Annotated in this window: 27 protein-coding genes; 9 read left to right on the plus strand and 18 right to left on the minus strand. The window is 67.6% G+C overall.

Features of this window, described 5'->3' with window-relative positions; all coding sequences use genetic code 11:
- Positions 1–2 precede the first annotated feature (2 nt).
- Together ACSFA2_RS19480 and ACSFA2_RS19485 are read left to right on the plus strand one after the other, a co-directional pair.
- A complete protein-coding gene (locus ACSFA2_RS19480; RefSeq protein ID WP_435456967.1) occupies positions 3–2195 on the plus strand; it encodes a xanthine dehydrogenase family protein molybdopterin-binding subunit in 2193 nt (730 codons plus the stop codon).
- Between the two features lies 1 nt (position 2196).
- A complete protein-coding gene (locus tag ACSFA2_RS19485; RefSeq protein ID WP_435456968.1) occupies positions 2197–2553 on the plus strand; it encodes a cyclophilin-like fold protein in 357 nt (118 codons plus the stop codon).
- On the opposite strand, the gene opgC is transcribed toward ACSFA2_RS19485, so the two are convergent.
- From opgC to ACSFA2_RS19515, 6 genes are all read right to left on the minus strand, one after another.
- A complete protein-coding gene (gene opgC, locus ACSFA2_RS19490) occupies positions 2528–3685 on the minus strand; it encodes an OpgC domain-containing protein (RefSeq protein ID WP_435456969.1) in 1158 nt (385 codons plus the stop codon). The two genes, ACSFA2_RS19485 and opgC, sit on opposite strands and share 26 nt — an antisense overlap.
- A gap of 167 nt (positions 3686–3852) precedes the next feature.
- Positions 3853–4170, minus strand: a complete 318-nt coding sequence (locus ACSFA2_RS19495) for a hypothetical protein (RefSeq protein WP_435456970.1) — start codon at positions 4168–4170, stop codon at positions 3853–3855.
- Positions 4171–4251: 81 nt separating this feature from the next.
- Positions 4252–4440 (minus strand): hypothetical protein, encoded by a 189-nt coding sequence (locus tag ACSFA2_RS19500; protein WP_435456971.1) that lies wholly within the window; start codon positions 4438–4440, stop codon positions 4252–4254.
- Positions 4441–4449: 9 nt separating this feature from the next.
- Positions 4450–6843, minus strand: coding sequence for a DNA topoisomerase IV subunit A (parC, locus tag ACSFA2_RS19505; protein WP_435456972.1), 2394 nt, complete (start codon positions 6841–6843; stop codon positions 4450–4452).
- Between the two features lie 34 nt (positions 6844–6877).
- A complete protein-coding gene (locus ACSFA2_RS19510; RefSeq protein ID WP_435456973.1) occupies positions 6878–7693 on the minus strand; it encodes a lytic transglycosylase domain-containing protein in 816 nt (271 codons plus the stop codon).
- Between the two features lie 40 nt (positions 7694–7733).
- A complete protein-coding gene (locus tag ACSFA2_RS19515; RefSeq protein ID WP_435456974.1) occupies positions 7734–9710 on the minus strand; it encodes a DNA topoisomerase IV subunit B in 1977 nt (658 codons plus the stop codon).
- A 157-nt stretch (positions 9711–9867) separates the two neighbouring features.
- Between ACSFA2_RS19515 and ACSFA2_RS19520 the strand changes: the two genes are divergently transcribed.
- The 6 genes from ACSFA2_RS19520 (at position 9868) to ACSFA2_RS19545 (ending at position 14731) form a co-directional block, all read left to right on the plus strand.
- Positions 9868–11091 carry an MFS transporter gene (locus ACSFA2_RS19520; protein WP_435456975.1) on the plus strand — a complete coding sequence of 408 codons (1224 nt, stop codon included), beginning with the start codon at positions 9868–9870 and terminating at the stop codon, positions 11089–11091.
- A gap of 4 nt (positions 11092–11095) precedes the next feature.
- Positions 11096–11236 carry a hypothetical protein gene (locus tag ACSFA2_RS19525; RefSeq protein WP_435456976.1) on the plus strand — a complete coding sequence of 47 codons (141 nt, stop codon included), beginning with the start codon at positions 11096–11098 and terminating at the stop codon, positions 11234–11236.
- Entirely contained in the window at positions 11221–11811 is a 591-nt protein-coding gene (locus tag ACSFA2_RS19530; protein WP_435456977.1) for a class I SAM-dependent methyltransferase, read from the plus strand. The genes ACSFA2_RS19525 and ACSFA2_RS19530 overlap by 16 nt, the downstream gene beginning before the upstream one ends.
- 1 nt (position 11812) lies before the next feature.
- Entirely contained in the window at positions 11813–12739 is a 927-nt protein-coding gene (gene dapA, locus ACSFA2_RS19535) for a 4-hydroxy-tetrahydrodipicolinate synthase (protein ID WP_435456978.1), read from the plus strand.
- Positions 12740–12851: 112 nt separating this feature from the next.
- Positions 12852–13943, plus strand: coding sequence for an outer membrane protein assembly factor BamC (bamC, locus tag ACSFA2_RS19540; RefSeq protein WP_435456979.1), 1092 nt, complete (start codon positions 12852–12854; stop codon positions 13941–13943).
- Between the two features lie 11 nt (positions 13944–13954).
- Positions 13955–14731, plus strand: a complete 777-nt coding sequence (locus ACSFA2_RS19545; RefSeq protein WP_435456980.1) for an MBL fold metallo-hydrolase — start codon at positions 13955–13957, stop codon at positions 14729–14731.
- An 11-nt stretch (positions 14732–14742) separates the two neighbouring features.
- On the opposite strand, the gene rlmB is transcribed toward ACSFA2_RS19545, so the two are convergent.
- Positions 14743–15489: a 23S rRNA (guanosine(2251)-2'-O)-methyltransferase RlmB gene (gene rlmB / locus ACSFA2_RS19550; protein WP_435456981.1), complete on the minus strand. Its 747-nt coding sequence runs from the start codon at positions 15487–15489 to the stop codon at positions 14743–14745.
- Positions 15490–15510: 21 nt separating this feature from the next.
- On the minus strand, positions 15511–16209 hold the full coding sequence (locus ACSFA2_RS19555) for an ABC transporter ATP-binding protein (protein ID WP_435456982.1): 699 nt from the start codon (positions 16207–16209) through the stop codon (positions 15511–15513).
- 40 nt (positions 16210–16249) lie between these two features.
- On the opposite strand from ACSFA2_RS19555, the gene ACSFA2_RS19560 reads away from it, so the two are divergent.
- Positions 16250–16873: an arylesterase gene (locus tag ACSFA2_RS19560; protein WP_435457014.1), complete on the plus strand. Its 624-nt coding sequence runs from the start codon at positions 16250–16252 to the stop codon at positions 16871–16873.
- Between the two features lie 78 nt (positions 16874–16951).
- Here the strand turns inward: ACSFA2_RS19560 and ACSFA2_RS19565 are convergent, their stop codons facing one another.
- The 10 genes from ACSFA2_RS19565 to hfq all read right to left on the minus strand — a co-directional run bounded on the left by ACSFA2_RS19565 (position 16952) and on the right by hfq (position 25574).
- On the minus strand, positions 16952–17155 hold the full coding sequence (locus ACSFA2_RS19565; RefSeq protein WP_435456983.1) for a hypothetical protein: 204 nt from the start codon (positions 17153–17155) through the stop codon (positions 16952–16954).
- Positions 17156–17224: 69 nt separating this feature from the next.
- On the minus strand, positions 17225–18418 hold the full coding sequence (locus ACSFA2_RS19570; RefSeq protein ID WP_435456984.1) for a PLP-dependent transferase: 1194 nt from the start codon (positions 18416–18418) through the stop codon (positions 17225–17227).
- A 36-nt stretch (positions 18419–18454) separates the two neighbouring features.
- Complete coding sequence (locus ACSFA2_RS19575) at positions 18455–18979, minus strand: phosphoribosyltransferase (RefSeq protein ID WP_435456985.1); 525 nt, start codon at positions 18977–18979, stop codon at positions 18455–18457.
- Between the two features lie 16 nt (positions 18980–18995).
- Positions 18996–20327, minus strand: a complete 1332-nt coding sequence (locus tag ACSFA2_RS19580) for an adenylosuccinate synthase (protein ID WP_435456986.1) — start codon at positions 20325–20327, stop codon at positions 18996–18998.
- A gap of 20 nt (positions 20328–20347) precedes the next feature.
- Positions 20348–21499: an ATP phosphoribosyltransferase regulatory subunit gene (locus ACSFA2_RS19585; RefSeq protein ID WP_435456987.1), complete on the minus strand. Its 1152-nt coding sequence runs from the start codon at positions 21497–21499 to the stop codon at positions 20348–20350.
- Positions 21500–21582: 83 nt separating this feature from the next.
- Positions 21583–21771: a DUF2065 domain-containing protein gene (locus tag ACSFA2_RS19590; RefSeq protein WP_435456988.1), complete on the minus strand. Its 189-nt coding sequence runs from the start codon at positions 21769–21771 to the stop codon at positions 21583–21585.
- An 8-nt stretch (positions 21772–21779) separates the two neighbouring features.
- Positions 21780–22676 carry a protease modulator HflC gene (gene hflC, locus ACSFA2_RS19595; RefSeq protein ID WP_435456989.1) on the minus strand — a complete coding sequence of 299 codons (897 nt, stop codon included), beginning with the start codon at positions 22674–22676 and terminating at the stop codon, positions 21780–21782.
- 16 nt (positions 22677–22692) lie between these two features.
- Positions 22693–24024, minus strand: a complete 1332-nt coding sequence (gene hflK / locus ACSFA2_RS19600) for an FtsH protease activity modulator HflK (RefSeq protein ID WP_435456990.1) — start codon at positions 24022–24024, stop codon at positions 22693–22695.
- Between the two features lie 75 nt (positions 24025–24099).
- The gene (gene hflX, locus ACSFA2_RS19605; RefSeq protein WP_435456991.1) at positions 24100–25269 is read right to left on the minus strand and encodes a GTPase HflX; all 1170 of its coding nucleotides are present in this window, start codon (positions 25267–25269) and stop codon (positions 24100–24102) included.
- A gap of 59 nt (positions 25270–25328) precedes the next feature.
- The gene (gene hfq, locus ACSFA2_RS19610; RefSeq protein WP_162566896.1) at positions 25329–25574 is read right to left on the minus strand and encodes an RNA chaperone Hfq; all 246 of its coding nucleotides are present in this window, start codon (positions 25572–25574) and stop codon (positions 25329–25331) included.
- Between the last annotated feature and the right edge of the window lie 62 nt (positions 25575–25636).

The following is a 25636-nucleotide window of genomic DNA, read 5'->3' on the forward strand; positions in this document are numbered from 1 at the left end:
AGATGTCACGCTATCTAGGCAAAGAAACGACCCGGGTCGACGGGCTCGCCAAGGTCACGGGCCAGGCGAAGTACACCGCCGAGTTCCAGATTCCTCATGTCACTTACGGCTTCATCGTGTTGAGCACGGTGGCCAAGGGCCGCATCTCGGCGATGGACACGCGCGAGGCCGAGAAGGCCGGCGGCGTCATTCGCGTCTTCACGCACCTGAATGCCGGCAAGCTCGGCCCGGCACCTGCTTCCGGTGCACCACCGGCATGGACATGGCCGCTGCAGTCGGACCGCGTGTTCTTCAATGGCCAGCCGATCGCCCTGGTCGTGGCCGAGAGCTACGAACAGGCCCGGTACGCAGCGCGGCTGGTGAAGGCCACCTACGAGACCGAGCCGCACAACACCGACTTCTCGAAGGTGCTGGACCGCGCGCAGCCGGACCCCGCCACGGCGAAGGGCACGCCTCGGGGCAACCCCATCGCCGCGATACAGGCGGCGGCGGTCAAGGTCGAAGCGGAATACCGCATTCCGATCAACCACCACAACCCGATCGAGCCGCACGCGGCCATTGCCTTCTGGCAAGGCGATCAGCTCACGATCTTCGACAAGACGCAGGAGGTCTACGGCGTTCAGAAGCACCTGGCGCAAGCCCTGGGCGTGCCGGCTGCCAACATCCGCGTGGTGTCGCCGTTCGTCGGGGGTGCCTTCGGCGCCTCGCTCAAGCCGAACTACTACCCGTCGTTGACGGCCATGGCGGCGCGCGAACTCAAGCGCCCGGTGAAGGTGGTCTACACGCGGGCTCAGATGTTCACGGGGCATGGCTACCGGCCCGACACCCTCCAGAAGGTGGCGCTGGGCGCCGACCGCAACGGCAAGCTGTCGTCCATGATCCACGAGGCTTTCCACAACACCTCGTCGTTCGAGTCGTTCTCGGATTCGACCACGGGCTTCACCCGGCAGGTCTATGCCTGCCCCAACCTGCATGCACCGCTGAAGGTCGCAGCAACCGACCTGGCCACGCCCACCTGGATGCGCGCACCGGGCGCGGTGAGCGGCATGTTCGCGCTGGAAAGCGCCATGGACGAACTGGCCTACGCGCTCAAGATCGATCCGATGGAACTGCGCCTCATCAACTACGCCGAGGTCGACCCGGAGAGCGGCAAGCCCTTCTCCAGCAAGGCGCTGCGCGAGTGCTACCGGCTCGGTGCCGAAAAGTTCGGCTGGAAGAACCGCAAGGCCGAACCGCGTTCGATGCGCGACGGTCGGCTGCTGGTCGGTTGGGGCATGGCCTCGAGTGTGTGGGGCGCGATGCAGATGCCTGCCAGCGCGCGCATCACCTTCCGCGCGGACGGCACCGCCGGCGTGACCAGCGCGACCAGCGACATCGGGCCTGGCACCTACACCGTGATGACCATGATCGCGGCCGAATTCCTCGGTCTTCGGCTGGACCAGGTGCACTTCGAACTGGGCGACACGCGCCAGCCCAAGGCACCGGCGCAAGGCGGTTCGTGGACCACGTCCAGCGTGGGCTCGGCCGTGCGAGGCGCGGCGCTGACCATCGTCGCGAAGCTCCTGGACCTGGCGAACCGGGATGCCGCGTCACCGCTGAAGGGGGCGAGCGCAACGGACGTGGAAATGCTCGATGGTCGCCTGCGTCTGAAGAGCGATCCGTCACGTGCGGTCGACATCGCCGAGCTCATGCGCCGCACCGGCACGAGCGAGATCACCGAGACCTACGACTCGACGCCGTCGCCGGAGCGTGCAAAGTACGCCACGCTGGGCCATGGTGCCCAGTTCGTCGAGGTGAAGGTCGACCCCGACCTCGGCACGGTGAAGGTCACGCGCGTGATCGAGGTCACGGCCTGCGGGAAGATCCTCAACCCGCTCGCGTCCCACAGCCAGGAGATCGGCGGCGTGGTCTGGGGCATCGGCATGGCGCTGGAGGAAGCGACCGAGATCGATCACCGCTACGGCCGCATCATGACCGCCAGCCTGCAGCACTACCACGTGCCGGTGAACGCCGACATCCACGCCATCGAAACCATCTTCGTCGAGGAAGAGGACACCATCGTCAATCCGCTCGGCGTGAAGGGCATGGGTGAACTCGGCATGGTGGGCATTCCGGCCGCCATCGCCAACGCGGTGTTCCATGCGACCGGCCGGCGGGTGCGTGATCTGCCGATCACGCCGGACAAGCTGTTGTGACATGAACATCGACATGCGCTCGAACGGTACCGTCGTTGCGACGGCAACGCTCGACGACAACCCGAGCGCCCGCGATTTCATGGCGCTGCTGCCGCTGGACCTGACCCTGGAAGACTACGAGGCGACCGAAAAGATAGCAGGCCTTCCGCGTGCGTTGTCGGCCCGGCACGCACCCCCCGGTCATGTGCCCTCCGAAGGCGACATCAGCTACTACGCGCCGTGGGGCAATCTGGCGATCTTCCACAGGGACGACGACTACGCAGCCGGACTCGTTCGCCTGGGTCGACTGAAGTCGGGCGTCGAAGCCTTTCGGCGAGGTGGCGCGATGGTCATCAGGATCGATCGAGCCCGCCCCTGATGTTGCGCACCGGCGCGTTGGACGCACTGCCCCGCGCCTCCCACCGCAGCACCGCACGCGCCACCCCGTACAGCGACACAAACACGGCACCGAGGATGAGCAGGTCCGCGCCATAGGGCAGCGCGGCATACCCACCGCCTGTCAGCGACACCACGACGAACACCGCCACCAGGTGCGCGCAGAAGACGGGCAGCGACGCCGAGCCCATGTCCTCCAGCCAGCGCGGCCGCGGCAGCCTGGCCAGCAACGGCGGCCCGAATCGGATCGCGACGATGCACAGGGCCGCGAGGTTGATCAGCCGCAGCGGCCCGAGGCGCCACTTGTCGAACAGCAGGTTGAGCTCCGCCTGATCGCCGAACGGCGCCTGCCCGGTCGGGCCGAAGTGGCGCCAGGCGAAACACGCCGCGGCGATCGCCATGGCCATGCCGAGAATCCACTTCGGGAAAACGAAGGGCTGCGCGCCCGGTGCGCTGCGGCTCGCGCCCATCCACATGCCGAGGAACCAGAGGAACTGCCACGAGAAGGTGTCGAAGGATCCGGTCTCGTTGTAGGGCACCGGGATGTGCAGCGCCGCGCTGGTGACTTCGTAGAACCGCGGCGTGGTGCCGAACTGCGAGATGGCCCACAGGGTCGCACTGAGAGCGATCGGCCACGACCAGCCGTGGCGCATCGCGAAGGCGATCACCCACGGGCTCATCAGCATGAAAAGGATGTACATCGGCAGGATGTCCAGCAGCGCAGGCTGGTACACCAGCAGCAGCGAGAACAGCAGTCCCTCGTGCGGGTTGACGAGGTAGTACCGAACCATGTCCTTGACCGCGGGCTGGTCGAGCGTGAGCCCGAGCGCCACGATGACGGAGAAGACAAAGAGCAGCAGCGCCGCCTGGCTGAAGTAGATCTTGAGCGCGCGCTGCCAGAACCCGATCCGCATGGTGTCCACGCCACGCGTGTAGCCGATGCGGGCGTACACCACGCCCGAGACGAAGGCCGACATCAGCACGAAGCCCTCAGCGGCAGAGACGAAGCCGAAGGGCTGGCCGACCGGGTCGGTGAGCCGCGACGGCACGTGCGTGATCGTCATCAGCACCAGCATCAGGCCGCGCGCGGCATCGAGTTCCCAGAGGCGTTTCATGGCGTGCGGTGGCCCAGGTGAGTGAGTCGAACCGGGGCGATGCATCGCCCGTTGCCACATGGTTGCCCAGCGAACCCGACCGCTGAGGGTCAGGGACGCTGCGCGCGCTGACAGCGCAATGAGGATTCGCGCGTGGGCCCCGTCTCACAGGGCCGGGGTCGACGGGCTCAGCCCTCGTCGGGCCGCATCGGGATGTCGCCGAGCGCCTCGTCGTTGCGCACGTCGCGCGCTGCCTTCATGAGCCCGATCGACAGACCGTCGCCATGGCCCGCGAAGCCCTTCGCGATGCCCTCGAGCGCGGTCGACAGCGGCAGGTCGCCGTCGTCGGCGGCATCCATGCCGATGTTCAGCACGCGAGCGGCCATCTGGCGATAGGTCACGACGCCCGCCTTCTCGAGCACCGCCACCAGGTCCAGGTACAGCGCCAGGTTGAGGTCGAAGGCCAGCTTGGCCGTCACGTCGAGGTTCTCGTCATCGTTGTTCATGGGTGCTCCTGCTGACACTCATTATTGCCAAGGCCCGCCGGGCGATGCGTCAGAAAGTTGCGACACCTGCGGCGCATTCCCTCATTTGCGCGCGCTGCGTTCGCGCGCGCGCCGCACCTGGCGGCTCTGGGTGGCGAATTCGGCCGCACGCTGCTGGATCTGCTTCTTCTCGACGCGCCCCTTGCGCAGGTGGCGACCGAGAAAATAGCTGCCGATGCCGGTGGCCACGGCGATCACCAGGCCGATGGTGCTGAAGTCGATGTTGCCCATGTGTCTCCTTCACTGCACCCGCGTGATCTGCGCCGGCTTGAAGCCCAGGTCGGCGGCCTTGCCCTTGCGGCCGCGCGCGGCCTTGGCGTTGTTGAGCGAGCGGATCTCCAGCGTCTCGTCGCGCTCCTTGCCGCCACGGCCGATGCCTTCGATCTTCACGCTGCGCGTGTAGGCCGCGGCACCGGCGAGCGTGTCCTTGGGGTCGAGGTCGATCAGCGTGAGGCCGCGGCCGCCCTTGGGGAGCACCTTGAGCTCGGTGATGTCGAAGGTCAGGATGCGGCCACCGGTCGATGCGCAGACGACATGCGTCGCGGCCGGCATCGGCTCGGCGCCGCTCGCGCCGCCCACCAATGACGGACGGCAGAGCTGCTCGCCCTCGCCCACGTCGATGAAGGCCTTGCCGCCGCGCTGGCGCGACATCATGTTCTCGACCGAGGCGATGAAGCCGTAGCCGCCGGTGTTCGACAGCAGCAGCTGCGCGCCCACCGGGCCCGCGAAGTAGTGCGCCAGCTGCGTGCCGCTGTCGAGCTCGATCAGCGTGGTGACCGGCTGGCCGTCGCCGCGGCCGCCCGGCAGCGAAGCGACCGGCACGGTGTAGACGCGCACGCCCTTGTCCTTGGCGGTGCCGAAGACCAGCAGCGTGTCGACGCTGCGGCATTCGAAGGCGCCGTAGAGCGTGTCGCCCGACTTGAAGCTGTATTCGGCCGGCGCGCCTCCCGCCGTTGCGGCGGCCTTCTCGCTCGCCCAGCCCTTCTGCGTGCGGACCCAGCCCTTCTGCGACACGATGACCGTCACCGGTTCGTCGACCACCTTCACCTCGGCGACGGCGCGCTTCTCGGCCTGGATCAGCGTGCGGCGGGCGTCCTCGAAGGTCTTGGCATCGGCCTCGATTTCCTTGACCAGCAGGCGACGCAGCGCGGCCGGGCTGCCGAGGATGTCTTCCAGCTTCTTCTGCTCTTCCTTCAGGCCCTTGAGCTCCTGCTCGATCTTGATGGCTTCAAGCCGCGCGAGCTGGCGCAGCCGAATCTCGAGGATGTCTTCGGCCTGGCGTTCGCTCAGGCTGAAGCGCGCGATGAGCGCGGCCTTCGGGTCGTCCGCCGCGCGGATGATCGCGATCACCTCGTCGATGTTCAGCAGCACCAGCTGCCGGCCTTCGAGGATGTGGATGCGGTCCAGCACCTTGCCCAGGCGGTGCTTGGAGCGCTTCTCGACGGTGATCTCGCGGAAGGCGATCCACTCGTTGAGCATCTGCCGCATCGACTTCTGCACCGGCTTGCCGTCGATGCCCACCATCGTCAGGTTGATCGACGACGAGCTCTCCAGCGAGGTCTGCGCGAGCAGCGTGGTGATGAATTCCTCCTGGCTGATGCGCGAGGTCTTGGGCTCGAACACCAGGCGCACCGCCGCGTCCTTGCTCGACTCGTCGCGCACCACGTCGAGCACCGAGAGGATGGCGGCCTTGACCTGCACCTGCTCGGTCGACAGCGCCTTCTTGCCGGCCTTGATCTTCGGGTTGGTCAGTTCCTCGATCTCTTCGAGCACCTTCTGCGTGCTCACGCCCGGCGGCAGTTCGTTGACCACCAGCTGCCACTGGCCACGCGCCAGTTCCTCGATCTTCCAGCGCGCGCGCACCTTGAGCGAGCCGCGGCCGGTGCGGTACGCCTCGGCGATGTCGTTCGCGCTGCTGATGATCTGCGCGCCGCCGGGGTAGTCGGGGCCGGGCACGATCTGCAGCAGTTCTTCGTCGCTCAGCTTGCCGTTGGACTTGATGAGCGCCACGCAGGCGTCGGCGATCTCGCGCAGGTTGTGGCTCGGGATCTCGGTGGCCAGGCCGACCGCGATGCCGCTCGCGCCGTTGAGCAGGACGAAGGGCAGGCGCGCGGGCAAGAGGCGCGGCTCCTCGGTGCTGCCGTCGTAGTTGGGAATGAAGTCGACCGTGCCTTCGTCGATCTCGTCGAGCAGCAGGCTGGTGATGCGCGCAAGCCGTGCTTCGGTGTAGCGCATCGCTGCGGCGCCGTCGCCGTCGCGGCTGCCGAAGTTGCCCTGGCCGTCGACCAGCGGATAGCGTTGCGAGAAGTCCTGCGCCATGCGCACCAGGGCGTCGTAGGCGGCCTGGTCGCTGTGCGGGTGGAAGCGGCCGAGCACGTCGCCGACCACGCGGGCACTCTTCACCGGCTTGGCGCCGACCGTGCCGTTGCTGCCGCCGAAGCCCAGGCCCATGCGCGACATCGAATAGAGGATGCGGCGCTGCACCGGCTTCTGGCCGTCGCTCACGTCGGGCAGCGCGCGGCCCTTGACCACGCTGAGTGCGTATTCGAGGTAGGCGGTCTGCGCGTAGTCGGCCAGCGTCAGCGCGTTCGGGTCTTCGGGGCTCGGGAGGTCGAGCGTGGGTTGGTCGTCCATGTCTTGTTGGCTTCTCTGACTCTGTCTGTCGTGTCTATTCGGTGGCCGGCGGGGCCGTGTCGACGGGTCCCTCGGCCGCGGCGCGCGGCGCGGGGATTTCCATGCGCACCCGGCCCGGCGCCTTGCCGCGGCCGGTGGTCATGCCGGGCTTGAGATACGCGTAGAGCTGCAGCACGGTCTTCACGTAGTTCTGCGTCTCGCGGTAGTTGGGGATCTGGTTGCCGGCGCGCTGCACGGCGCCCTCGCCAGCGTTGTAGGCGGCCAGCGCCAGCTCGATCTGCCCTTCGAACAGGTCGATCAGGTGGTCCAGATAGCGGGCGCCGGCCGTGATGTTGATGCGCGGGTCGAACAGCTTCGCTTCCTGCGTCTTGCGCTTGTCGCCGCGCACGCCGTAGCGCTCGGCCGTGCCGGGCATCAGCTGCATCAGGCCCAGGGCGCCCTTGGGCGACACGGCCTGCGCGTCGAAGCCCGACTCGGTGGCGACCAGCGCCTGCAGCAGCTCGTAGTCGATCGAATGCGTGCGCGCGGCGTCGCGCAGCGCGGCCTTGGCCGACTTGTAGTTGGGCGAGGCCTCGAACAGCGCCAGCAGCGTCTGCGCGGCCGGCGTCACGCTGCCGCCGTTGGCGCCCTTCGGCGCGCGTGCGATGCCCAGCGGCGCGATGCCGTCGGCCGTGTCGAACTGCTGCCCGCCCTTGAAGAAGAGCTGGTAGCGCTCGTCGAGCTTCTCGGCGGCGAAATGCGCCACGCCCTGCGCGTCGACGTAGCCGTAGATGTCGGCGGCGTGCGCGAACACCGGCGCGGCGATCAGCACGAGGCTGGCCAGCAGGGTTCGAAAGCGGGATGCAGACATCAGGGGTTCGTTCGGTCGGTGGGTTTTTCGGTGAGCCGCGTCAGACGTCGATCTCGATGTCGTCCGCCCGGATTTCCATCAGCTCGCGGCGCGCCGCCGCCTCGCCCTTGCCCATCAGCTTGGTGATCTCGCCCTCGGTCTCGCCGAAGGCCAGCCGGCCCAGGCCAACCTGCAGCAGGCGGCGCGTGTCCGGATTGAGCGTGGTTTCCCACAATTGTTCCGCACTCATTTCGCCCAGGCCCTTGAAGCGGCTGATGCTCCAGGCGCCTTCCTTGACGCCGTCCTTGCGCAGCTTGTCGAGCGTGGCGACGAGTTCGCCCTCGTCCAGCGCATACACCTTGGATGCCGGCTTCTTGCCGCGCGCCGGTGCGTCGACGCGGTAGAGCGGCGGCTTGGCGACGTAGACGTGGCCGGTCTCGATCAGCTTGGGGAAGTGGCGGAAGAACAGCGTGAGCAGCAGCACCTGGATGTGCGAGCCGTCCACGTCGGCATCGCTCAGGATGCAGACCTTGCCGTAGCGCAGGCCGCTCATGTCGGGCGTGTCGTTGGGGCCGTGCGGGTCGACGCCGATGGCCACCGAGATGTCGTGGATTTCGGTGTTGGCGAAGAGCCGGTCGCGCTCGACTTCCCAGGTGTTGAGCACCTTGCCGCGCAGGGGCAGCACCGCCTGCGACTCCTTGTCGCGGCCCATCTTGGCGCTGCCGCCGGCGGAGTCGCCCTCGACCAGGAAGACCTCGTTGTGGCGGATGTCCTTGCTCTCGCAGTCGGTCAGCTTGCCGGGCAGCACGGCCACGCCGGAGCCCTTGCGCTTCTCGACCTTCTGGCCGGCCTTCTGACGGGTTTGCGCGGCCTTGATGGCGAGTTCGGCCAGCTTCTTGCCGTAGTCGACGTGCTGGTTGAGCCACAGCTCGAGCGCCGGGCGCACGAAGCTCGACACCAGGCGCACCGCGTCGCGCGAATTCAGCCGTTCCTTGATCTGGCCCTGGAACTGCGGGTCGAGCACCTTGGCGCTGAGCACATAGCTGGCGCGCGCGAACACGTCTTCGGGCAGCAGCTTCACGCCCTTGGGCAGCAGCGAGTGGAACTCGATGAAGCTCTTGACCGCCGTGAACAGGCCGTCGCGCAGGCCGCTTTCGTGCGTCCCGCCGGCGCTGGTGGGAATCAGGTTGACGTAGCTCTCGCGCACCGGCTGGCCGTCTTCGGTGAAGGCCACGCACCAGTCGGCGCCCTCGCCTTCGGCAAAGTTGTCGGCGTTCCTGTCGGCATGGCCGGCGCCTTCGAACAACGGGATGACCGGCTCGCCGTTGAGCGTCTGCATCAGGTAGTCGCGCAGGCCGCCCTTGTAGAGCCAGGTCTGCGCGTCGCCGCTCTTTTCGTTAACCAGCGTGACGCTCACGCCGGGCATCAGCACGGCCTTGCTGCGCAACAGGTGCGTCAGCTCGTGCATCGGCAGCGTCGCCACTTCGAAGTACTTGGCGTCGGGCCAGGCGCGCACCGTGGTGCCCTGCTTTCGGTCGCCGCCAGTTTGCGGGCGGATCTGCAGCGGCTCGATCACGTCGCCGGCCGAGAAGGCCAGCTGGGCCACCGAGCCCTCGCGGTGCGAAACGACCTCGAGCCGCTTCGACAGCGCATTGGTCACCGACACGCCCACGCCGTGCAGGCCGCCCGAGAAGCTGTAGGCGCCGCCCGAGCCCTTGTCGAACTTGCCGCCAGCGTGCAGGCGGGTGAACACGAGTTCGACGACGGGCGCTTTTTCCTCGGGATGCAGGCCGAAGGGGATGCCGCGGCCGTCGTCCTCGATGCTGACCGAGCTGTCGGTGTGCAGGATGACCTTGATCTTCTTGCCGTACCCGGCCAGCGCCTCGTCGGCGGCGTTGTCGAGCACTTCCTGAATGATGTGCAGGGGGTTGTCGGTCCGGGTGTACATGCCCGGACGCTGCTTGACCGGCTCGAGGCCCTTGAGGACGCGGATCGAGCCTTCGGAATATTCGGGGAGAGTCTTGGGGGAAGTCGCCATGGGGGCGGATTGTAGTGATCCGCGCGTCACAGGACTGGATGCTCATACAGTACCCGGCCGATCGATGCGCCCACCGCATCGCCAACCGGACGAAATATCAAGAATGCCAGTCGCCCGGGTAACGACAGCGGCCGGGCCGATTGGCTACAGTCGCCGGATGTCTGCGTCCACCCCCGCCCCACCCTTGTCGCTCAAGCAGGTCCTGATCTGTGGCGCCATGATCGTCACCCTGTCCATGGGCATCCGGCACGGCTTCGGCCTGTGGCTGCAGCCGATCACCCAGGAGCAGGGCTGGACGCGCCAGACCTTCTCGCTGGCCATTGCCATCCAGAACCTCTCCTGGGGCGTGATGGGCGTGTTCGCCGGCATGCTGGCCGACAAGCTCGGCGCCTTCCGCGTGTTGCTGATCGGCGCGGCCTGCTATGCGCTGGGGCTGGCCGGCATGGCGCTGTCGCCGACGCCGCTGCTCTTCGCGCTGACCGCCGGCGTGCTGATCGGCGCGGCGCAGGCGGGCACGACCTACGCCGTGATCTACGGCGTGATCGGGCGGCAGATCCCCGCGGCGCGGCGCTCGTGGGCGATGGGCGTGGCGGCGGCCGCCGGCTCCTTCGGCCAGTTCCTGATGGTGCCGATCGAGGGCCAGTTGATCGCCCGCCTGGGCTGGCACACCGCCCTGCTGGCGTTGGCCGCGGTGGTGCTGCTGATCGTGCCGCTGGCCTTCGGGCTGCGCGAACCAGCGCGCGTGGCCACGCTCGGCGCCCGGCGCGAGCAGAGCATCGTCCAGGCTGTGATCGAGGCCTTCAAGTACCCCAGCTTCGGCCTGCTGATGGCCGGCTACTTCGTCTGCGGCTTCCAGGTGGTCTTCATCGGCGTGCACATGCCCAGCTACCTCAAGGACAAGGGCCTGTCGCCCGAAGTGGCCAGCTACGCGCTGGCGCTGATCGGTCTGTTCAACGTGTTCGGCAGCTACGCGGCCGGCACGCTCGGGCAGCGGCTGTCCAAGCGGAAGATCCTGGCATCCATCTACTTCGGGCGCGCCATCGCCATCTCGCTGTTCCTGATCGTGCCGCTGTCGCCGCTGTCGGTCTACGTCTTCGCGGCGGTGATCGGCTTCCTCTGGTTGTCGACCGTGCCGGCGACCAACGCGCTGATCGCGCAGATCTTCGGCGTGGCCCACCTGTCGATGCTCAGCGGCTTCGTCTTCCTGGGCCACCAGGTCGGCTCGTTCCTGGGCGTGTGGCTGGGCGGCTTCCTGTACGACCGCACCGGCAGCTACGACGTCGTCTGGTACATCGCCATCGCGCTGGGCGTGATGGCGGCGCTGGTCAACCTGCCGGTGAAGGAAGGGGCGATCGCCCGACCGACACCGCAACCGGCCTGAGCGCATGCACGCCTCTACCCGCCATCGCTGGATGCAGGCCGCTGCCCTCGTCATTGGGCTGGCGGTGCTCGCGGGCGTGTTCATGCTCTACACCCAGCCGGCCTTCATGGTGACGCTGATCGACCAGGTGTGGAGCTGCTTCTGACCGCCGATCCGCACGGCGCGCTGCAGGCGCCCTCCCCCTGGATCGTGCGCTGGTCGCACCTGGTGCCGCCCGCCGGCGCGGTGCTCGACGTGGCCTGCGGAGCGGGACGGCACATGCGCTGGTTTGCCGACCGCGGCCATCCGACCACCGGCGTCGACCGCTCGGACCCAGCGGTGCAGGCCGCCTCGCGCCATGGGCGCGTGCTGCAGGCCGACATCGAGGACGGGCCCTGGCCCTTCGACGGGCGGCGCTTTGCGGCCGTCGTCGTGGCGAACTACCTCTGGCGCCCTCGCCTGCCCGACATCGTGGCGGCGGTGGCGCCGGGCGGTGTGCTGCTGTACGAGACCTTCGCCGCCGGCAACGAGACGGTCGGCAAGCCTTCGCGGGCGGACTTCCTGCTGCAGCCCGGCGAACTGCTGGCCGCCTGCGCCGGGCTGCGGGTGGTGGCCTACGAAGACGGCTTCCTGCCGTCGCCGGACCGCTTCGTGCAGCGCATCGCCGCGGTTCGGCCGGCCGCGGGGCTCGGTGGTTCCCCCGAACGGCACCCCCTCGGCGGCCCCGCGCCGGGTCAGTAGAATGCATCCTTTCGTCCCAACCGACAAAGAGACCCCCTTGGAGCAACTCACAGGCAGCATCGTCGCGCTCGCAACGCCGATGCATGAAGACGGCAGCGTCGATTACCCCGCCCTGCGCCGGCTGATCGACTGGCACATCGACGAGGGCACCGACTGCCTGGGCGTGGTCGGCACCACCGGCGAATCCCCCACGGTCGACGTCGAGGAACACTGCGAAATCATCCGCGTGTCGGTCGAGCAGGCCAAGGGCCGCGTGCCCGTCATGGCCGGCTGCGGCGCCAACTCGACCAAGGAAGCGATCGAGCTGGCCAAGTTCGCCAAGGGCGTCGGCGCCGACTCGCAATTGCAGGTCGTGCCCTACTACAACAAGCCCACGCAGGAAGGCCAGTACCAGCACTTCAAGGCCATCGCCGAAGCGGTGGGCGACCTGCCGGTCGTGCTGTACAACGTGCCGGGCCGCACCGTGGCCGATATGGCGCACGACACCGTGCTGCGCCTGGCGCAGGTGCCCGGCATCATCGGCATCAAGGAAGCCACCGGCAACATCGAGCGGGCCCAGTGGCTGATCCGCGACCTGCCCAAGCACTTCGCCGTCTATTCCGGGGACGACCCCACCGCCGTCGCGCTCATGCTGTGCGGCGGCCAGGGCAACATCAGCGTGACGGCCAACGTGGCGCCGCGCAAGATGCACGAGCTGTGCGTGGCAGCGCTGGCCGGCGATGTCGCCACGGCCATGCGCATCCAGTTCGAACTGATGCCCCTGCACCGCCACCTCTTCGTGGAACCCAACCCCATTCCGCTGAAGTGGGCGATGGCGCGCATGGGCCTGTGCGGCGGCGCACTGCGCCTGCCCCTGACCGAACTCGGCGAAGCCAGCCGGCCGGCCGTCGAAGCCGCCCTGCGCGCCACCGGACTGCTCAAGGACTGAGCGGGTCCGCCGAGCCCACCGCATCTCACGCAACCTTTTGCGCATGGCCGACTCCGACAGGGCGGCCGATGCGGCCTCGATTGATCGAACCATTCCACCAAGGAAGACGACGTTGAAGAATTTTTCGCGATTTGCACTGCTGGCCCTGATCGCCAGCCTCTCGGCCTGCTCGGTGCTCGAAGGCGACAAGATCGACTACAAGAGTGCCGGCAAGGCCCCGACGCTGGAGGTCCCGCCGGACCTGAGCCAGCTGTCGCGTGAAAACCGCTACGCCGTGCCGGGCGGTGCCGTGTCGGCCAACAGCTACCAGGCTGGCAAGGCCGATGCGCCGAGCATCCCGACGGCTGTTGCGACGCTGGGCGACGTACGCATGGAACGCGCCGGCAACACGCGCTGGATCGTGATCAACCGCCCGGCCGAGCAGCTGTGGGAACCGGTGCGTGACTTCTGGCAGGAGAACGGCTTCCTGCTGACCACCGAGCAGCGCAACCTGGGCATCATGGAAACCGACTGGGCCGAGAACCGCGCCAAGCTGCCGCAGGACATCATCCGCGGCGCCCTGGGCAAGCTGATCGACTCGGTCTACTCGACCAGTGAACTCGACCGCTTCCGCACCCGCATCGAGCGCACGCCCGCCGGCACTGAGATCTATGTCAGCCACCGCGGCATGGAAGAGGTCTACACCAACAACGCGACCAAGGACCAGACGGTCTGGCAGCCGCGGGCGAGCAACCCCGAACTCGAGACCGAGTTCCTGCGTCGCCTGATGGTCAAGCTGGGCGTCTCGCAGGAGCAGTCGAAGGCCCTGACCGCCAGCGCCGCCAACGTGAGCACCGTGAGCAAGGTCGCGAGCGTCGACGGCCGCCCGGTGGTGCAGATCCCCGAAGGCTTCGACCGCGCCTGGCGCCGGGTCGGCCTGGCGCTGGACCGCACCGGCTTCACCGTGGAAGACCGCGACCGCAGCGCCGGCACCTACTTCGTGCGCTACGTGACGCCCAACCCCGACAAGAAGGAGCCGGGCCTGTTCGCCAAGATGCTCAGCTTCGGCAAGGCCGGCAAGGACGAGAGCCCGCTGAAGTACCGCATCGTGGTCAAGAGCCAGGGCGAGGCCAGCACGGTCTCGGTGCTCAACGAAGCCGGCGTGCCCGACGCCACGGAGAACGCACAGCGCATCGTCAAGGTCATCGCCGACGACCTGAAGTAAGGGCTGCCCGCGTGCTGCGCTTTCGCAGTCTGGGCAGTGGCAGCACGGGCAACGCCACGCTGGTCGAAGCGACCAGCGGCGGGCGCACCTCGCGGCTCCTGGTCGATTGCGGCTTCACCCTGCGTCACCTGGACGCCCGCTTGGCACGCGTCGGCCTGGCGGCCAGCGACATCGACGCCGTCTTCATCACCCACGAGCACGGCGACCACATCGGCTGCGCCCACGCGCTGTCGCGCCGCGAGCGCCTTCCAGTCTGGATGAGCGAAGGCACCTGGCTCGCGACCGGGGGGCGCGACTTCCAGGGCCGCCTGAACCTGGCCCGCGACAGCGTCGACTTCACGGTCGGCGACCTGTCGGTCCATCCCTTCACCGTGCCGCACGACGCGCGCGAGCCGCTGCAGCTGCGCTGCACCGACGGCGCCCGCAGCCTGGGCGTGCTGACCGACCTCGGCCACGTCACGCCCTACGTGCTGGCGCAGCTGGCCGGCCTCGACGCCCTGCTGCTGGAGTGCAACCACGACAGCGACCTGCTCGCCGCCTCGACCTACCCGCCCTTCCTGAAGCTGCGTGTCGGCGGCAACTACGGTCACCTGTCGAACACAGCTGCCGCCGAGATCGCTCGGGCGGTGCATCACGGCGGCCTGCGCCATGTGCTGGCCGCCCACCTGAGCGAGCAGAACAACCGGCCGGAGATCGTGTGCCGGGTGCTGGCCGAGGCGCTGGGCGCCAACGAGCAGGACATGCTCACCGCCACGGCGGCCGACGGCTCGCCCTGGCTGGACGCCTGAGGCGCCGCTTTTCAGAGGGTGCGCTGGCGCATCGCCTCGTACAGGCAGATGCCGCTGGCCACCGAGACGTTCAGGCTCTCGACCGCGCCCATCATCGGGATGCTGATCAGCTCGTCGCAGCTCTTGCGCGTGAGCTGGCGCATGCCGTCGCCTTCGGCGCCGAGCACCAGCGCGAGCGGGCGCTTCAGGTCGCTCTGGTAGAGCGTGCCCGGCGCATCGTCGCTGGTGCCGACGCACCAGATGCTGCGTTCCTTGAGCTCGCCCAGGGTGCGGGCCAGGTTGGTCACCATGAAGTACGGCACCGTCTCGGCGGCACCGCTCGCCACCTTGGCGACCGTGGCGTTGATGCCTGCCGCATGGTCCTTCGGGGCGATCACCGCATGGGCGCCGGCACCATCGGCCACGCGCAGGCAGGCGCCGAGGTTGTGCGGGTCGGTCACGCCGTCGAGCACCAGCAGCAATGGCATCGTGCCTGCGGCTTCCAGGCCTTCGAGCAATTCGTCGATGGAATGGGTTTGCGGAATGGGTTCGACGCGGGCGGCGATGCCCTGGTGGCCGTGGCTGCCGGCGAGCTTGGCGATGCGCAGGGCGTCGGCCTCGACCAGACGCACGCCGGCGTCCTGCGCGCGGGCCTTGAATTGCTGCATGCGCGCATCGCGGCGGCTGGCATCGAAGAGCACCTCGATCACCGACTTCGGCGCGGTCTTGATGCGCACGCCCACGGCATGGAAGCCGAAGATCACTTTGGGAGAAGACATGCGGGGATTATCCCTGCGCGCTCAGGTCCTCTTTTCGTCAGCCGCGACGCGCCCGGCCTCGATCGTGATGCGCCGCTCGCACTGCGCGGCGATGGCGCGATCGTGCGTGACCAGCACGAGCGTGGTGCCGAGCTCGCGGTTGAGGTCGAACATCAGTTTCATCACCTGCTCGCCGGTCGCGAAGTCGAGGCTGCCGGTCGGCTCGTCGGCCAGCAGCAACTGCGGCTGCACGACGAAAGCGCGCGCCAGCGCCACGCGCTGCTGCTCGCCGCCCGACATCACCTTCGGGTAGTGGTTCAGGCGCTGGCCGAGGCCGACGCGGCCCAGCATCTCGGTGGCGGCCTTGCGTGCGTCCTTGCGGTCGGCGAGTTCCAGCGGAAGCATCACGTTCTCCAGCGCCGTGAGGTTGGCCAGCAGCTGGAAGCTCTGGAACACGAAGCCGACCTTCTGCGCACGCAGCGCCGCGCGGTCGTCCTCGTCGATCGCGAAGATGTCGTCGCCGGCGAGCTTCACCGTGCCGCGCGTCGGCGTATCCAGGCCGGCAACGATCGACAGCAGCGTGCTCTTGCCCGAGCCCGAAGCCCCGACGATGGCTGCGGTCTCCCGCGCGCCCAGGGTGAAATGGATGTCCTGCAGAATGTCCAGCGTGCCTGCCGAATCGGTGACCGACTTGAAAACATGATCGACGGCAACAATTGCTTCGGAGGGGGTTGGGGACATTGAAAGGCTTTGCGTGGTGAATCGACGTGACTTTATCGTGATGGGCGCCGTGCTCGGCAGTACGGGGCTTTCTCTTGGGGCCTTCGCGCAGACGCCTGGGACGAAGCCGGTGATCCTCGTGGTCGGCGATTCGCTCTCGGCCGAGTACGGGCTCAAACGCGGCGAAGGCTGGGTGCCGTTGCTCGAGAAGCGGCTGGCCGATCAGAAGATCGCCGCGACGGTGGTCAACGCCAGCATCAGTGGCGACACGACATCGGGCGGCCGTGCGCGGCTGGCTTCGTTGCTCAAGCAGCACCAGCCGACGCATGTGGTGCTCGAGCTTGGCGGCAACGACGCGCTGCGCGGCCTGCCGATACAGAACACCGAAGACAACCTGACGCAGATGACGAAAGCCGCACAGGCCGCCGGCGCCAAGGTGCTGATCGTCGGTATCCAGGTCCCGCCCAATTACGGCAGCGATTACCTCAAGCGCTTCGAGGCGATCTTCCAGAAGGTGGCGACGACGACCAAGGCGGCCGTGGTGCCCTTCCTGCTGCGCGGCGTGGCCGATGGGCCGGACGCGGCGAATCTCTTCCAGCCCGATCGCATCCACCCGGTGGCCGCCGCGCAGCCGCGCATGCTGGACAACGTCTGGCCCGAGTTGAAGAAGCTGCTCGGGCGCTGATGGCCGCACGGCCAAAGAAAAGGCCGCCGCTGCAATGCTGCAGGGGCGGCCGTTTCAAGGCTTTGGAACCACCGGCGATCAGCCGTTCTTGGTGGGCGTGTCCGGCACCGTGGGCGGATCGCGTTCCAGCGAAGCGACGTCCGTTTCAGGGTCTCCGGGGGCCAGCCCCTCGCTGCTCGGGTTGAGCTTGCGGTCGGCTTTTTCCCGCAACTTCTCTTCCTTCTTTTTCTTCTTGGCCAGTTCTTTCTGGCGCTTTTCGTAGCCGTAGTTGGGTGTTGCCACTGCTTCTCCTTGAGCGAGGCAGTCCGGGTGACTGCGTGTAGGTTGACTGTAAGCGATAACCGACGCGATTCAGAGCGCGGAGAGCGCCTGCGCCAGGTCGGCCAGAAGGTCTTCCACGGCTTCGAGCCCGACCGAAAAACGCACCAGCGTGCCGCGGTGCGGCCAGCGTGCCACGCTCGCGTCGCGCATCAGGCCGATGTCGTAGGGCACCACGAGGCTGATGGGTCCACCCCACGAATAGCCCAGCTTGAACAGGCGCAGCGCGTCGCAGAAGCGGTCGACCTCCTGGGCGCTGAAGCGCTCGTCGAACACCACCGAGAAGAGCCCGGCCGCACGGTCGGTCGACCCACACAGGCGCTGCCAGTTCGCGTGGCCGGGCGAACCCTCCAGCGCCGGATGCAGCACCTGAGCGATCTCGTCGCGGCCCTGCAGCCAGTGCGCGATCTCGCGGGCGCTGCGGTCGTGCGCCTCGTAGCGCAGCGTGATGCTCGGCAGCGAGCGCAGCAGCGTCTCGACGTCGCCGATGCCCACGCCCCAGCCCATGCGCATATGCGTGAGCTTGAGCGCCTGGTGCAGCCGCGCGTCGCGCGTGATCACGCTGCCCATGAGCACGTCACCGCCGCCACTGGGGTACTTGGTGAGGGCGTGCACCGAGATGTCGACGCCCTGCCCGCTGCCGTCGAGGTCGAAGGGCGGGAAGGCCAGCCCGGCGCCCCAGGTGTTGTCGAGCGCGGTGACCACGCCACGTTCGCGGCAGACAGCCACCAGTGCCGGCAGGTCGGGGAATTCCATGGTGACGGAGCCTGCGGCTTCCAGCCACACGAGCTGGGTACGATCCGACAGCTTGGCCGCCAGATCGTCCGGGTCCATCGCGTCGTAGAGCCGGTAGCTCACGCCGAAGCTGGCCAGCTCGCCGGCCGCCAGCGCCTTGTTGGGACCGTAGGCGTTGTCGGAGATCAGCACCTCGCCACCGGTCTTGAGCAGCGCGAAGGCGACGAGCGAGATGGCGGCCAGTCCGCTGGGCACCAGCAAGCCATCGGTGCCGCCTTCAAGCGACGCCAGCCGCGCTTCCAGCGTGAAGGTGGTGGGCGTGCCGTGCAGGCCGTAGGTGTAGCCGGCCTTGGTCTTCCAGTCGCGCGCCCGCATGGCGGCCACGTCGGCGAAGAAGACCGTGGAGGCCTTGAAGACCCCGGGCTGCGGTGCGGCGAAGGTCGCCGGCGGTTGATAGGGGTGGTGGATCAGGTCGGTGATGGGGTCGGACATGCCGCCAATGCTAGAGCATCGACGGCAGGACCCCGGTCAGACCGACCACTTCTGGATCAGCTTCTCCGGCCGCATGCTGTCGTAGCCCTCGAAGGGCTGGTGGATCCAGGGGTTGGTCGGCAGGAACTCCACCGAGTAGTCGGGCGTGAAGGTCGACAGGGCCTTGGTCCAGAGCACCGCGCTGCGCAGCTCGGTGATCGGCGAGTACTGCGTGCGCAGCATGTCGACCACCGCATGCAGCGTGTGGCCCGAATCGGCCAGGTCGTCGACCAGCAGCACCTTGCCGGCGATCTCGCCCTTGGGCGTGGTGATGAAGCGCGCGATGTCGAGGTGGCCCTGCACCGTGCCGGCGTCGGCACGGTAAGAGCTGGTCGACATGATCGCCAGCGGCTTGTCGAAGATGCGCGAGAGCACGTCGCCCGGGCGCATGCCGCCGCGTGCCAGGCACAGGATCGTGTCGAACTCCCAGCCCGACTGGTGCACCTTGATCGCGAGCTTCTCGGTCAGGTTGTGGTACTCGTCATAGCTGACGTAGAGATGCTTGCCGTCTTCGGTCAACATGGGTTGTGGTTCCTGTTCAGTCGGCCAAGTAAGGGTGGCGCATCATGATCGTGTGGTCGCGGTCGGGGCTGGTCGAGACCATGTGGATCGGCACGCCGGTGACCTGCTCGATGCGCTGCAGGTAGAGCCGCGCGTTGACCGGCAGCTTGTCGTATTGCGTCACGCCCACGGTGCTTTCGGTCCAGCCTTCGAGCGTTTCGTAGACCGGCGTGCAGCGCGAGATCTCGTCGGCGCCCATCGGCAGGATGTCGGTGTACTCGCCGTCCAGCTCGTAGCCGGTGCACAGCTCCAGCTTCTCGAGGCCGTCCAGCACATCGAGCTTGGTGATGCACAGGCCCGACAACCCATTGACCTGCGCCGAGCGCTTGAGCAGCGCAGCATCGAACCAGCCGCAACGGCGGCTGCGGCCGGTGGTCACGCCCTTCTCGGCGCCCACGGTGCTCATGTGATAGCCCGGCGTGCCCGGCGTTTCCCAGTCGAGTTCGGTCGGGAACGGGCCGCCGCCGACGCGCGTGCAGTAGGCCTTGGTGATGCCGAGGATGTAGTGCAGCATGCCCGGGCCGACGCCCGAACCGGCGGCCGCGTTGCCGGCCACGCAGTTGCTGGAGGTGACGTACGGGTAGGTGCCGTGATCGACGTCGAGCAGCGTGCCCTGGGCGCCTTCGAACAGCAGGTTGGCACCCGCCTTGTGGGCGTCGTTGAGTTCGCGCGAGACATCGGCCATCATGGGCTTGAGCAGCTCGGCGTGGATCATCGCCTCGTCGAACACCATGTCGTAATCGATCGCGGCCGCACCCAGCACCTGCGTCAGCACATGGTTGTGCAGGTCGAGCAGCACGCGCAGCTTGTCGGCGAAACGCTGGGGGTGCTTGAGGTCCTGCACGCGCAGCGCGCGGCGCGCGATCTTGTCTTCGTAGGCCGGGCCGATGCCGCGGCCGGTGGTGCCGATCTTCTCGCTGCCACCCTTCTCGCGGTAGAGCTCGCGGGCGATGTCGAGTGCGGCATGGAAAGGCAGGATCAGCGGGCAGGCCTCGCTGATGCGCAGGCGCGAACGCACCTCGACGCCGGCCTTCTCCAGGCCCTCGATCTCCTCGAACAGCTTGGCCGGCGACAGCACGACGCCATTGCCGATGTAGCACTTCACGCCCGGCCGCATGATGCCGCTGGGGATCAGGTGCAGCGCGGTCTTCACGCCGTTGATGACCAGCGTGTGGCCCGCGTTGTGGCCGCCCTGGAACCGGACCACGCCCTGCGCGCTCTCGGTCAGCCAGTCGACCAGCTTGCCCTTGCCCTCGTCGCCCCATTGGGTGCCGACGACGACCACGTTTCTTCCGGTGGTAACGCTCATGATGGTTCGCTTCTCAAGATTCAGATGGCTTGGACGTTCCACTGGCCGGCGCTCTGGACGAGCTCCCGGTCGCATTGGAACTCGTCGATTTCGCTGTCGTGGCCCGGCAGCACGCAGACCACGGTTTCGCCCTGCGCGCGCAGCGCGGCGATGGCCGCACGCAGGCCGGCCGCGTCGCTCCACGGTGCGCGGATGGCGGCGCGCAATGGTCGGCTCGGCACCACGCCGACCAGCTCGCGCAGGTCGACGCTGAAGCCGACGGCCGGCCGGTTGCGGCCGAAGACCGCGCCTACCTCGTCGTAGCGGCCGCCGCGCACCAGGGCGTCGGCGGCGCCGTTCACGTAGATGCCGAAGCGCATGCCGCTGTAGTACGCATAGCCGCGCAGGTCGGACAGGTCGAAGCTCACGGTCGCGCCGTCGAGGCGGGCGGCCAGTTGCTTCAAGTCGTGCAGCGCGTCGCGCACGGCGGCCGTGTCGGGCAGCGCCGTGGCCGCCTCGTCCAGCACGGTGGCGTCGCCGTAAAGCTGCACCAGGGCCAGCAGGCCTTCGCGCGAGGCCGCGGGAAAGTCGCGCGTCAGCGTGCGCAGTTCGCTCGCATCCTTGGCAGCCAGCGCGGCATGCACACGGGCGATGACGGCCGCATCCACCATGACGCCAGCGAAGAGCGAACGCACGATGCGGGCATCGGCCATGTCGACGATCACACCCGATGGCAAGCCTGCCGCGCGCAGGCAATCGAGCGCCAGCAGCAGCACTTCGGTGTCGGCTTCGAGCCCGGCGTGGCCGTAGATCTCGGCACCGAATTGCAGCGGCTCGCGCGTGGCATGGGGGCGGTCGGGCCGGGTGTGGACCACCGGGCCGCAATAGCAAAGCCGCGTGACGCCTCGGCGGTTCAGCAGGTGGGCATCGATGCGCGCGACCTGCGGCGTGGTGTCGGCACGCAAGCCCATCGTGCGGCCCGAGAGCTGATCGACCAGCTTGAAGGTTTGAAGGTCGAGCGCCTCGCCCGTACCGGACAGCAGGGACTCGAGGTGTTCGAGCAGCGGCGGCATCACCAGCTCGTAGCCATAGCCACGGGCGGTGTCGAGCAGTTCGCGTCGAAGTTCTTCGATGTGGCGCGCCTCGGAAGGCAGCACATCGGCAATGTGATCCGGGAGGACCCAGGCGGACATGGGGATCGGGGGCGTGGTTAAACCGGGATTCTACCGGGCGCGGACAGGGAGCCCGTCGTCGGGCCGACCCGCAAGATGAACGCTCAGTTCAGAATCCAGAGCAGCAACAGGCCAACGAGGATGCTGCACAGGCCGAAGAAGCGCAGCTGGCCGTCGCGCAGCTGCATCAACTGGCCGAAGCCGCGGCGCCAGCCACCCGGCGACACGAAGGGCAGCAGCCCCTCGATCACCAGCACGAGCGCCAACGCGCTCCACAGGGCGTCAGCGCTCATGAAAGCGCTCAGCGCTGGGGCGTCGGGCTGCCGGGACCGCGCAATGCGCGGAAGAAGTCAGACGATGCGGGATCGACCACCAGCACGTCGCTCTTCTTGTTGAAGCTCTGCTTGTAGGCGTCGAGGCTGCGGTAGAACTGCGCGAACTGCGGGTCGCGGCCGAAGGCTTCACTGTACGCAGAGGCGGCCTGGGCATCGCCCTCACCCTTGATCTTTTGCGCGTCGCGGTAGGCATTGGCGACCGTCACTTCGCGCTGGCGATCGGCATCGGCGCGGATCTTCTCGCCTTCGGCGAAGCCGGTGGAACGCAGCTCGTTGGCCACGCGCTTGCGTTCGGCCTCCATGCGTCGGTAGACCGACTCGGTGATCGCTTCCACGTAGTCGACGCGGGTGATGCGCACGTCGACGATGTCCACGCCCCAGGGCTTGGCACCCTTCACCACCGACAGCACTTCGCGCTGCACGTCGGCCATGAGTTGCTCGCGCCGCACGGAGATCAGGTCGCGCACGGTGCGCTTGTTGACGTTCTCCTGGAAGGCGTTGCGCACCACGCGGTTGAGCTGCACGGCACCGGCGTTCTCGTCGAGACCGACGTTGCGGATGTACTCCGACGGGTTAGACACGCGCCAGCGCACGTACCAGTCGATCACCACGCGCTGCTTTTCGGCCGTGAGCATGGGCTCGGTCTCGAGGCTCGACAGCGTCAAGAGGCGCTTGTCGATGTACGACACGTTCTGGAACGGCGGCGGCATCTTGAAGTTGAGGCCGGGCTCGGTGATCACGTCCTTGATCTGGCCGAGCTGGTAGACCACGCCGAACTGGCGCTGGTCGACCACGAAGAGCGTCGAGCTCAGCAGCGCGAGCGCCACCAGGATCGTCGATGCAATGAATCCGATTCTGTTCATGTTCTTGTGCTCCGCTTCAACGTGCGTCGCGGTCGCGCGAGCGGCCGTCGCGCAGTCGCGCGTCGTTGCTGGCCGGTGCCACCGGGATCACCGAAGACTGCGTCGGCGCAGTGCCGGCCACGTTCGGGCTGGCGCCATCGACCGGCGCCCCGGCCGTGCCGGCACCGGTGCCCTGCATCAGCTTGTCGAGCGGCAGGTACAGCAGGTTCGAGCCCTGCTTCGAATCGACCAGCACCTTGGTGGTGTTGGTGTAGATCTGCTGCATGGCGTCGGTGTACATGCGGTCGCGTGTCACCTGGGGCGCCTTCTGGTACTCGGCCAGCACGGCGGCGAAGCGGCCGGCGTCACCCTGCGCCTGGGCCACGATGCGTGCCTTGTAGGCTTCGGACTCTTCCTTCAGGCGCGATGCCGTACCGGTGGCGCGTGGCACCACGTCGTTGGCATAGGCCTGCGCTTCGTTCTTGGCCCGCTCGCGTTCCTGGCCGGCCTTGAGCACGTCGTCGAAGGCCGCCTGCACCTGCTCGGGCGGACGCACGCCGCCCTGCTGCAGGTTGATGTTCACGACTTCGACGCCGACCTTGTAGCGGTCGAGGATGGTCTGCATCAGCGTGCGCACGCGCGGGGCGATCTGGTCGCGCTCCTCGGCCAGCGCCGCGTCCATCTTCATCTTGCCGACCACTTCGCGCACCGCCGTCTCGGCAACCTGCACCACGGTGTCGGCTGGCGCCTTGCTCTCGTAGAGGTAGGCGCGGGCATCGCTCAGGCGGTACTGCACGGCGAACTTGATCTCGACGATGTTCTCGTCCTCGGTCAGCATGGCCGATTCGCGCAGGCCGGTGGAACGCACGATGCTGTCGCGGCCCACGTCGGTCGAACGGATCTGCGTGACCACCACCACCTCGTGGCGCTGGATCGGGTACGGCAGGCGCCAGTTGAAACCGGCGCCGACGGTCGTCTTGTAGCGGCCGAACTGGGTGATGACGGCCTGCTGGCCTTCGTTCACGATGAAGAAGCCGGTGCCCAGCCAGATCAGCACGGCCACGCCGACGATCAGGCCCAGGCCGTAACCGGCGTTCTTCATGTCGGGCTTGAAGCCGCCACCGTTGCCGCTGGGCGGACGGTTGCCGCCGCCCTTGCCGCCGCCGAAGAGGCCGCCGAGCTTGCGGTTGAAGTCGCGCCAGAGTTCGTCGAGGTCCGGCGGGCCCTGGTTGGGGCCCTGGCCTCGCGGGCGTTGGTTGTTGTTGCCCGAAGGCGGCGGATCGGCGTCGGGGCGGTTGGCTGTCGGGCGGTCGCTGTTCGACGCGGGCTCGTCGCCCCGTCCCCATCGGCCGTCGTTCAGGTTGAACATGCCCTGAAAACGTCTCCACACTGGCTTTGCATTCATTCTGTTCGGTTCTCTCGTCAGTGGAGGGATTGTGCCCAATCAGCCGGGTGCATCGTGCAATTCAGCCCCGGCCTCCAAGGACATGCCCGCGGGGACCGAACCGGAGCGGCGCGCCAGCTCGCTGCGCAGCGCCGGCAGCCCGGCGCCGCTGTGCGCGCTCACGAACAGGCGGGGGACCTGCACGCCGTCGACGTCCATCTCGTCCTGCATCTGCAGGGGTTGCTGCGCGCTTTCAAGGGCGTCGAGCTTGTTGAAGATGAGCAACTGCGGAATTTCGTCAGCGCCGATCTCGCGCAGCACCCGCTGCACTTCGGCCAGCTGCTCGGGATGGTGCGGGTTGGACGCATCGACCACATGCAGCAGCAGATCGGCGTCGACCGCTTCCTGCAGCGTCGCCTTGAAGGCGTCGACCAGGCCGTGCGGCAGGTCGCGGATGAAGCCGACGGTGTCGGAAATGGACACCTGGCGCCGGGCATCGCCCAGGTAGAGGTTGCGCGTCGTCGTGTCCAGCGTGGCGAAGAGCTGGTCCGCCGCGTAGGCCCGTGCCTTGACCATCGCATTAAAGATCGACGACTTGCCGGCATTGGTGTAGCCGACCAGCGAGATGTTGAAGGTGTCGCGCCGCTCGCGCTGGCGCCGCTGCGTGCTGCGCTGCTTCTGCACCTTGGCCAGGCGCTCGCGGGTGCGCTTGATCGACTCGTCGATCATCCGGCGGTCGAGTTCGATCTGCTTTTCGCCCGGACCGCCACGCACACCGGCACCGCCGGTCTGGCGCTCCAGGTGAGACCAGCGGCGCACAAGGCGGGTGCTGAGGTATTGCAGCCGCGCCAGCTCGACCTGCAGCTTGCCTTCGTGCGAGCGCGCACGCTGGGCAAAAATCTCCAGGATGAGGAAAGTGCGGTCGTAGACCGCGCAACCCAGCGTGCGCTCGAGGTTGCGCTGCTGCGCCGGGCTCAGGGCCTGGTCGAAGATGACCTCGCTGGCGCGGTGCAGCTCGGCCAGTTCGCGGATCTCGTCGGCCTTGCCGCTCCCGACGAACAGCGCGGCGTCGGGCGCCTTGCGTTTGCAGATCAGGCGCTCGACCGGCGTGAGGCCGGCGGTCTGCGCGAGCAGGCCGAGTTCTTCGAGGGCGCTGTCGAAATGGGGCAGCCCGAAATCGACACCGACGAGAACGACGGCGCCATCCTGGCGGGGAATGTCTTCAGACAAGCGGAATGGGGGTTGGCAGAAAAAGGCGCGGCAGGCGAGCCTGCCGCGCGGAGTGCCGGTCAGGCAGCAGCGTCGTCGCTCTCGGCAGCCGAGAAGTTGACCGCGCGGCCAGGCACGATGGTGGAGATGGCGTGCTTGTAGACCATCTGCGTCACAGTGTTCCGCAGCAGCACGACATATTGATCGAAAGATTCGATCTGACCCTGAAGCTTGATACCGTTTACCAGATAAATGGAAACCGGCACATGCTCCCGACGCAAAGTGTTCAGGAACGGGTCTTGCAAAAGTTGCCCTTTGTTGCTCACGATATTCTCCGTGTTCAAGGAAGAGTTAGAGGACCGAGAACCTTAACACAGGGTTTCCCCGC

The sequence above is a fragment of the Variovorax cryoconiti genome (genome assembly GCF_051216395.1).
GTDB lineage: Bacteria > Pseudomonadota > Gammaproteobacteria > Burkholderiales > Burkholderiaceae_C > Variovorax.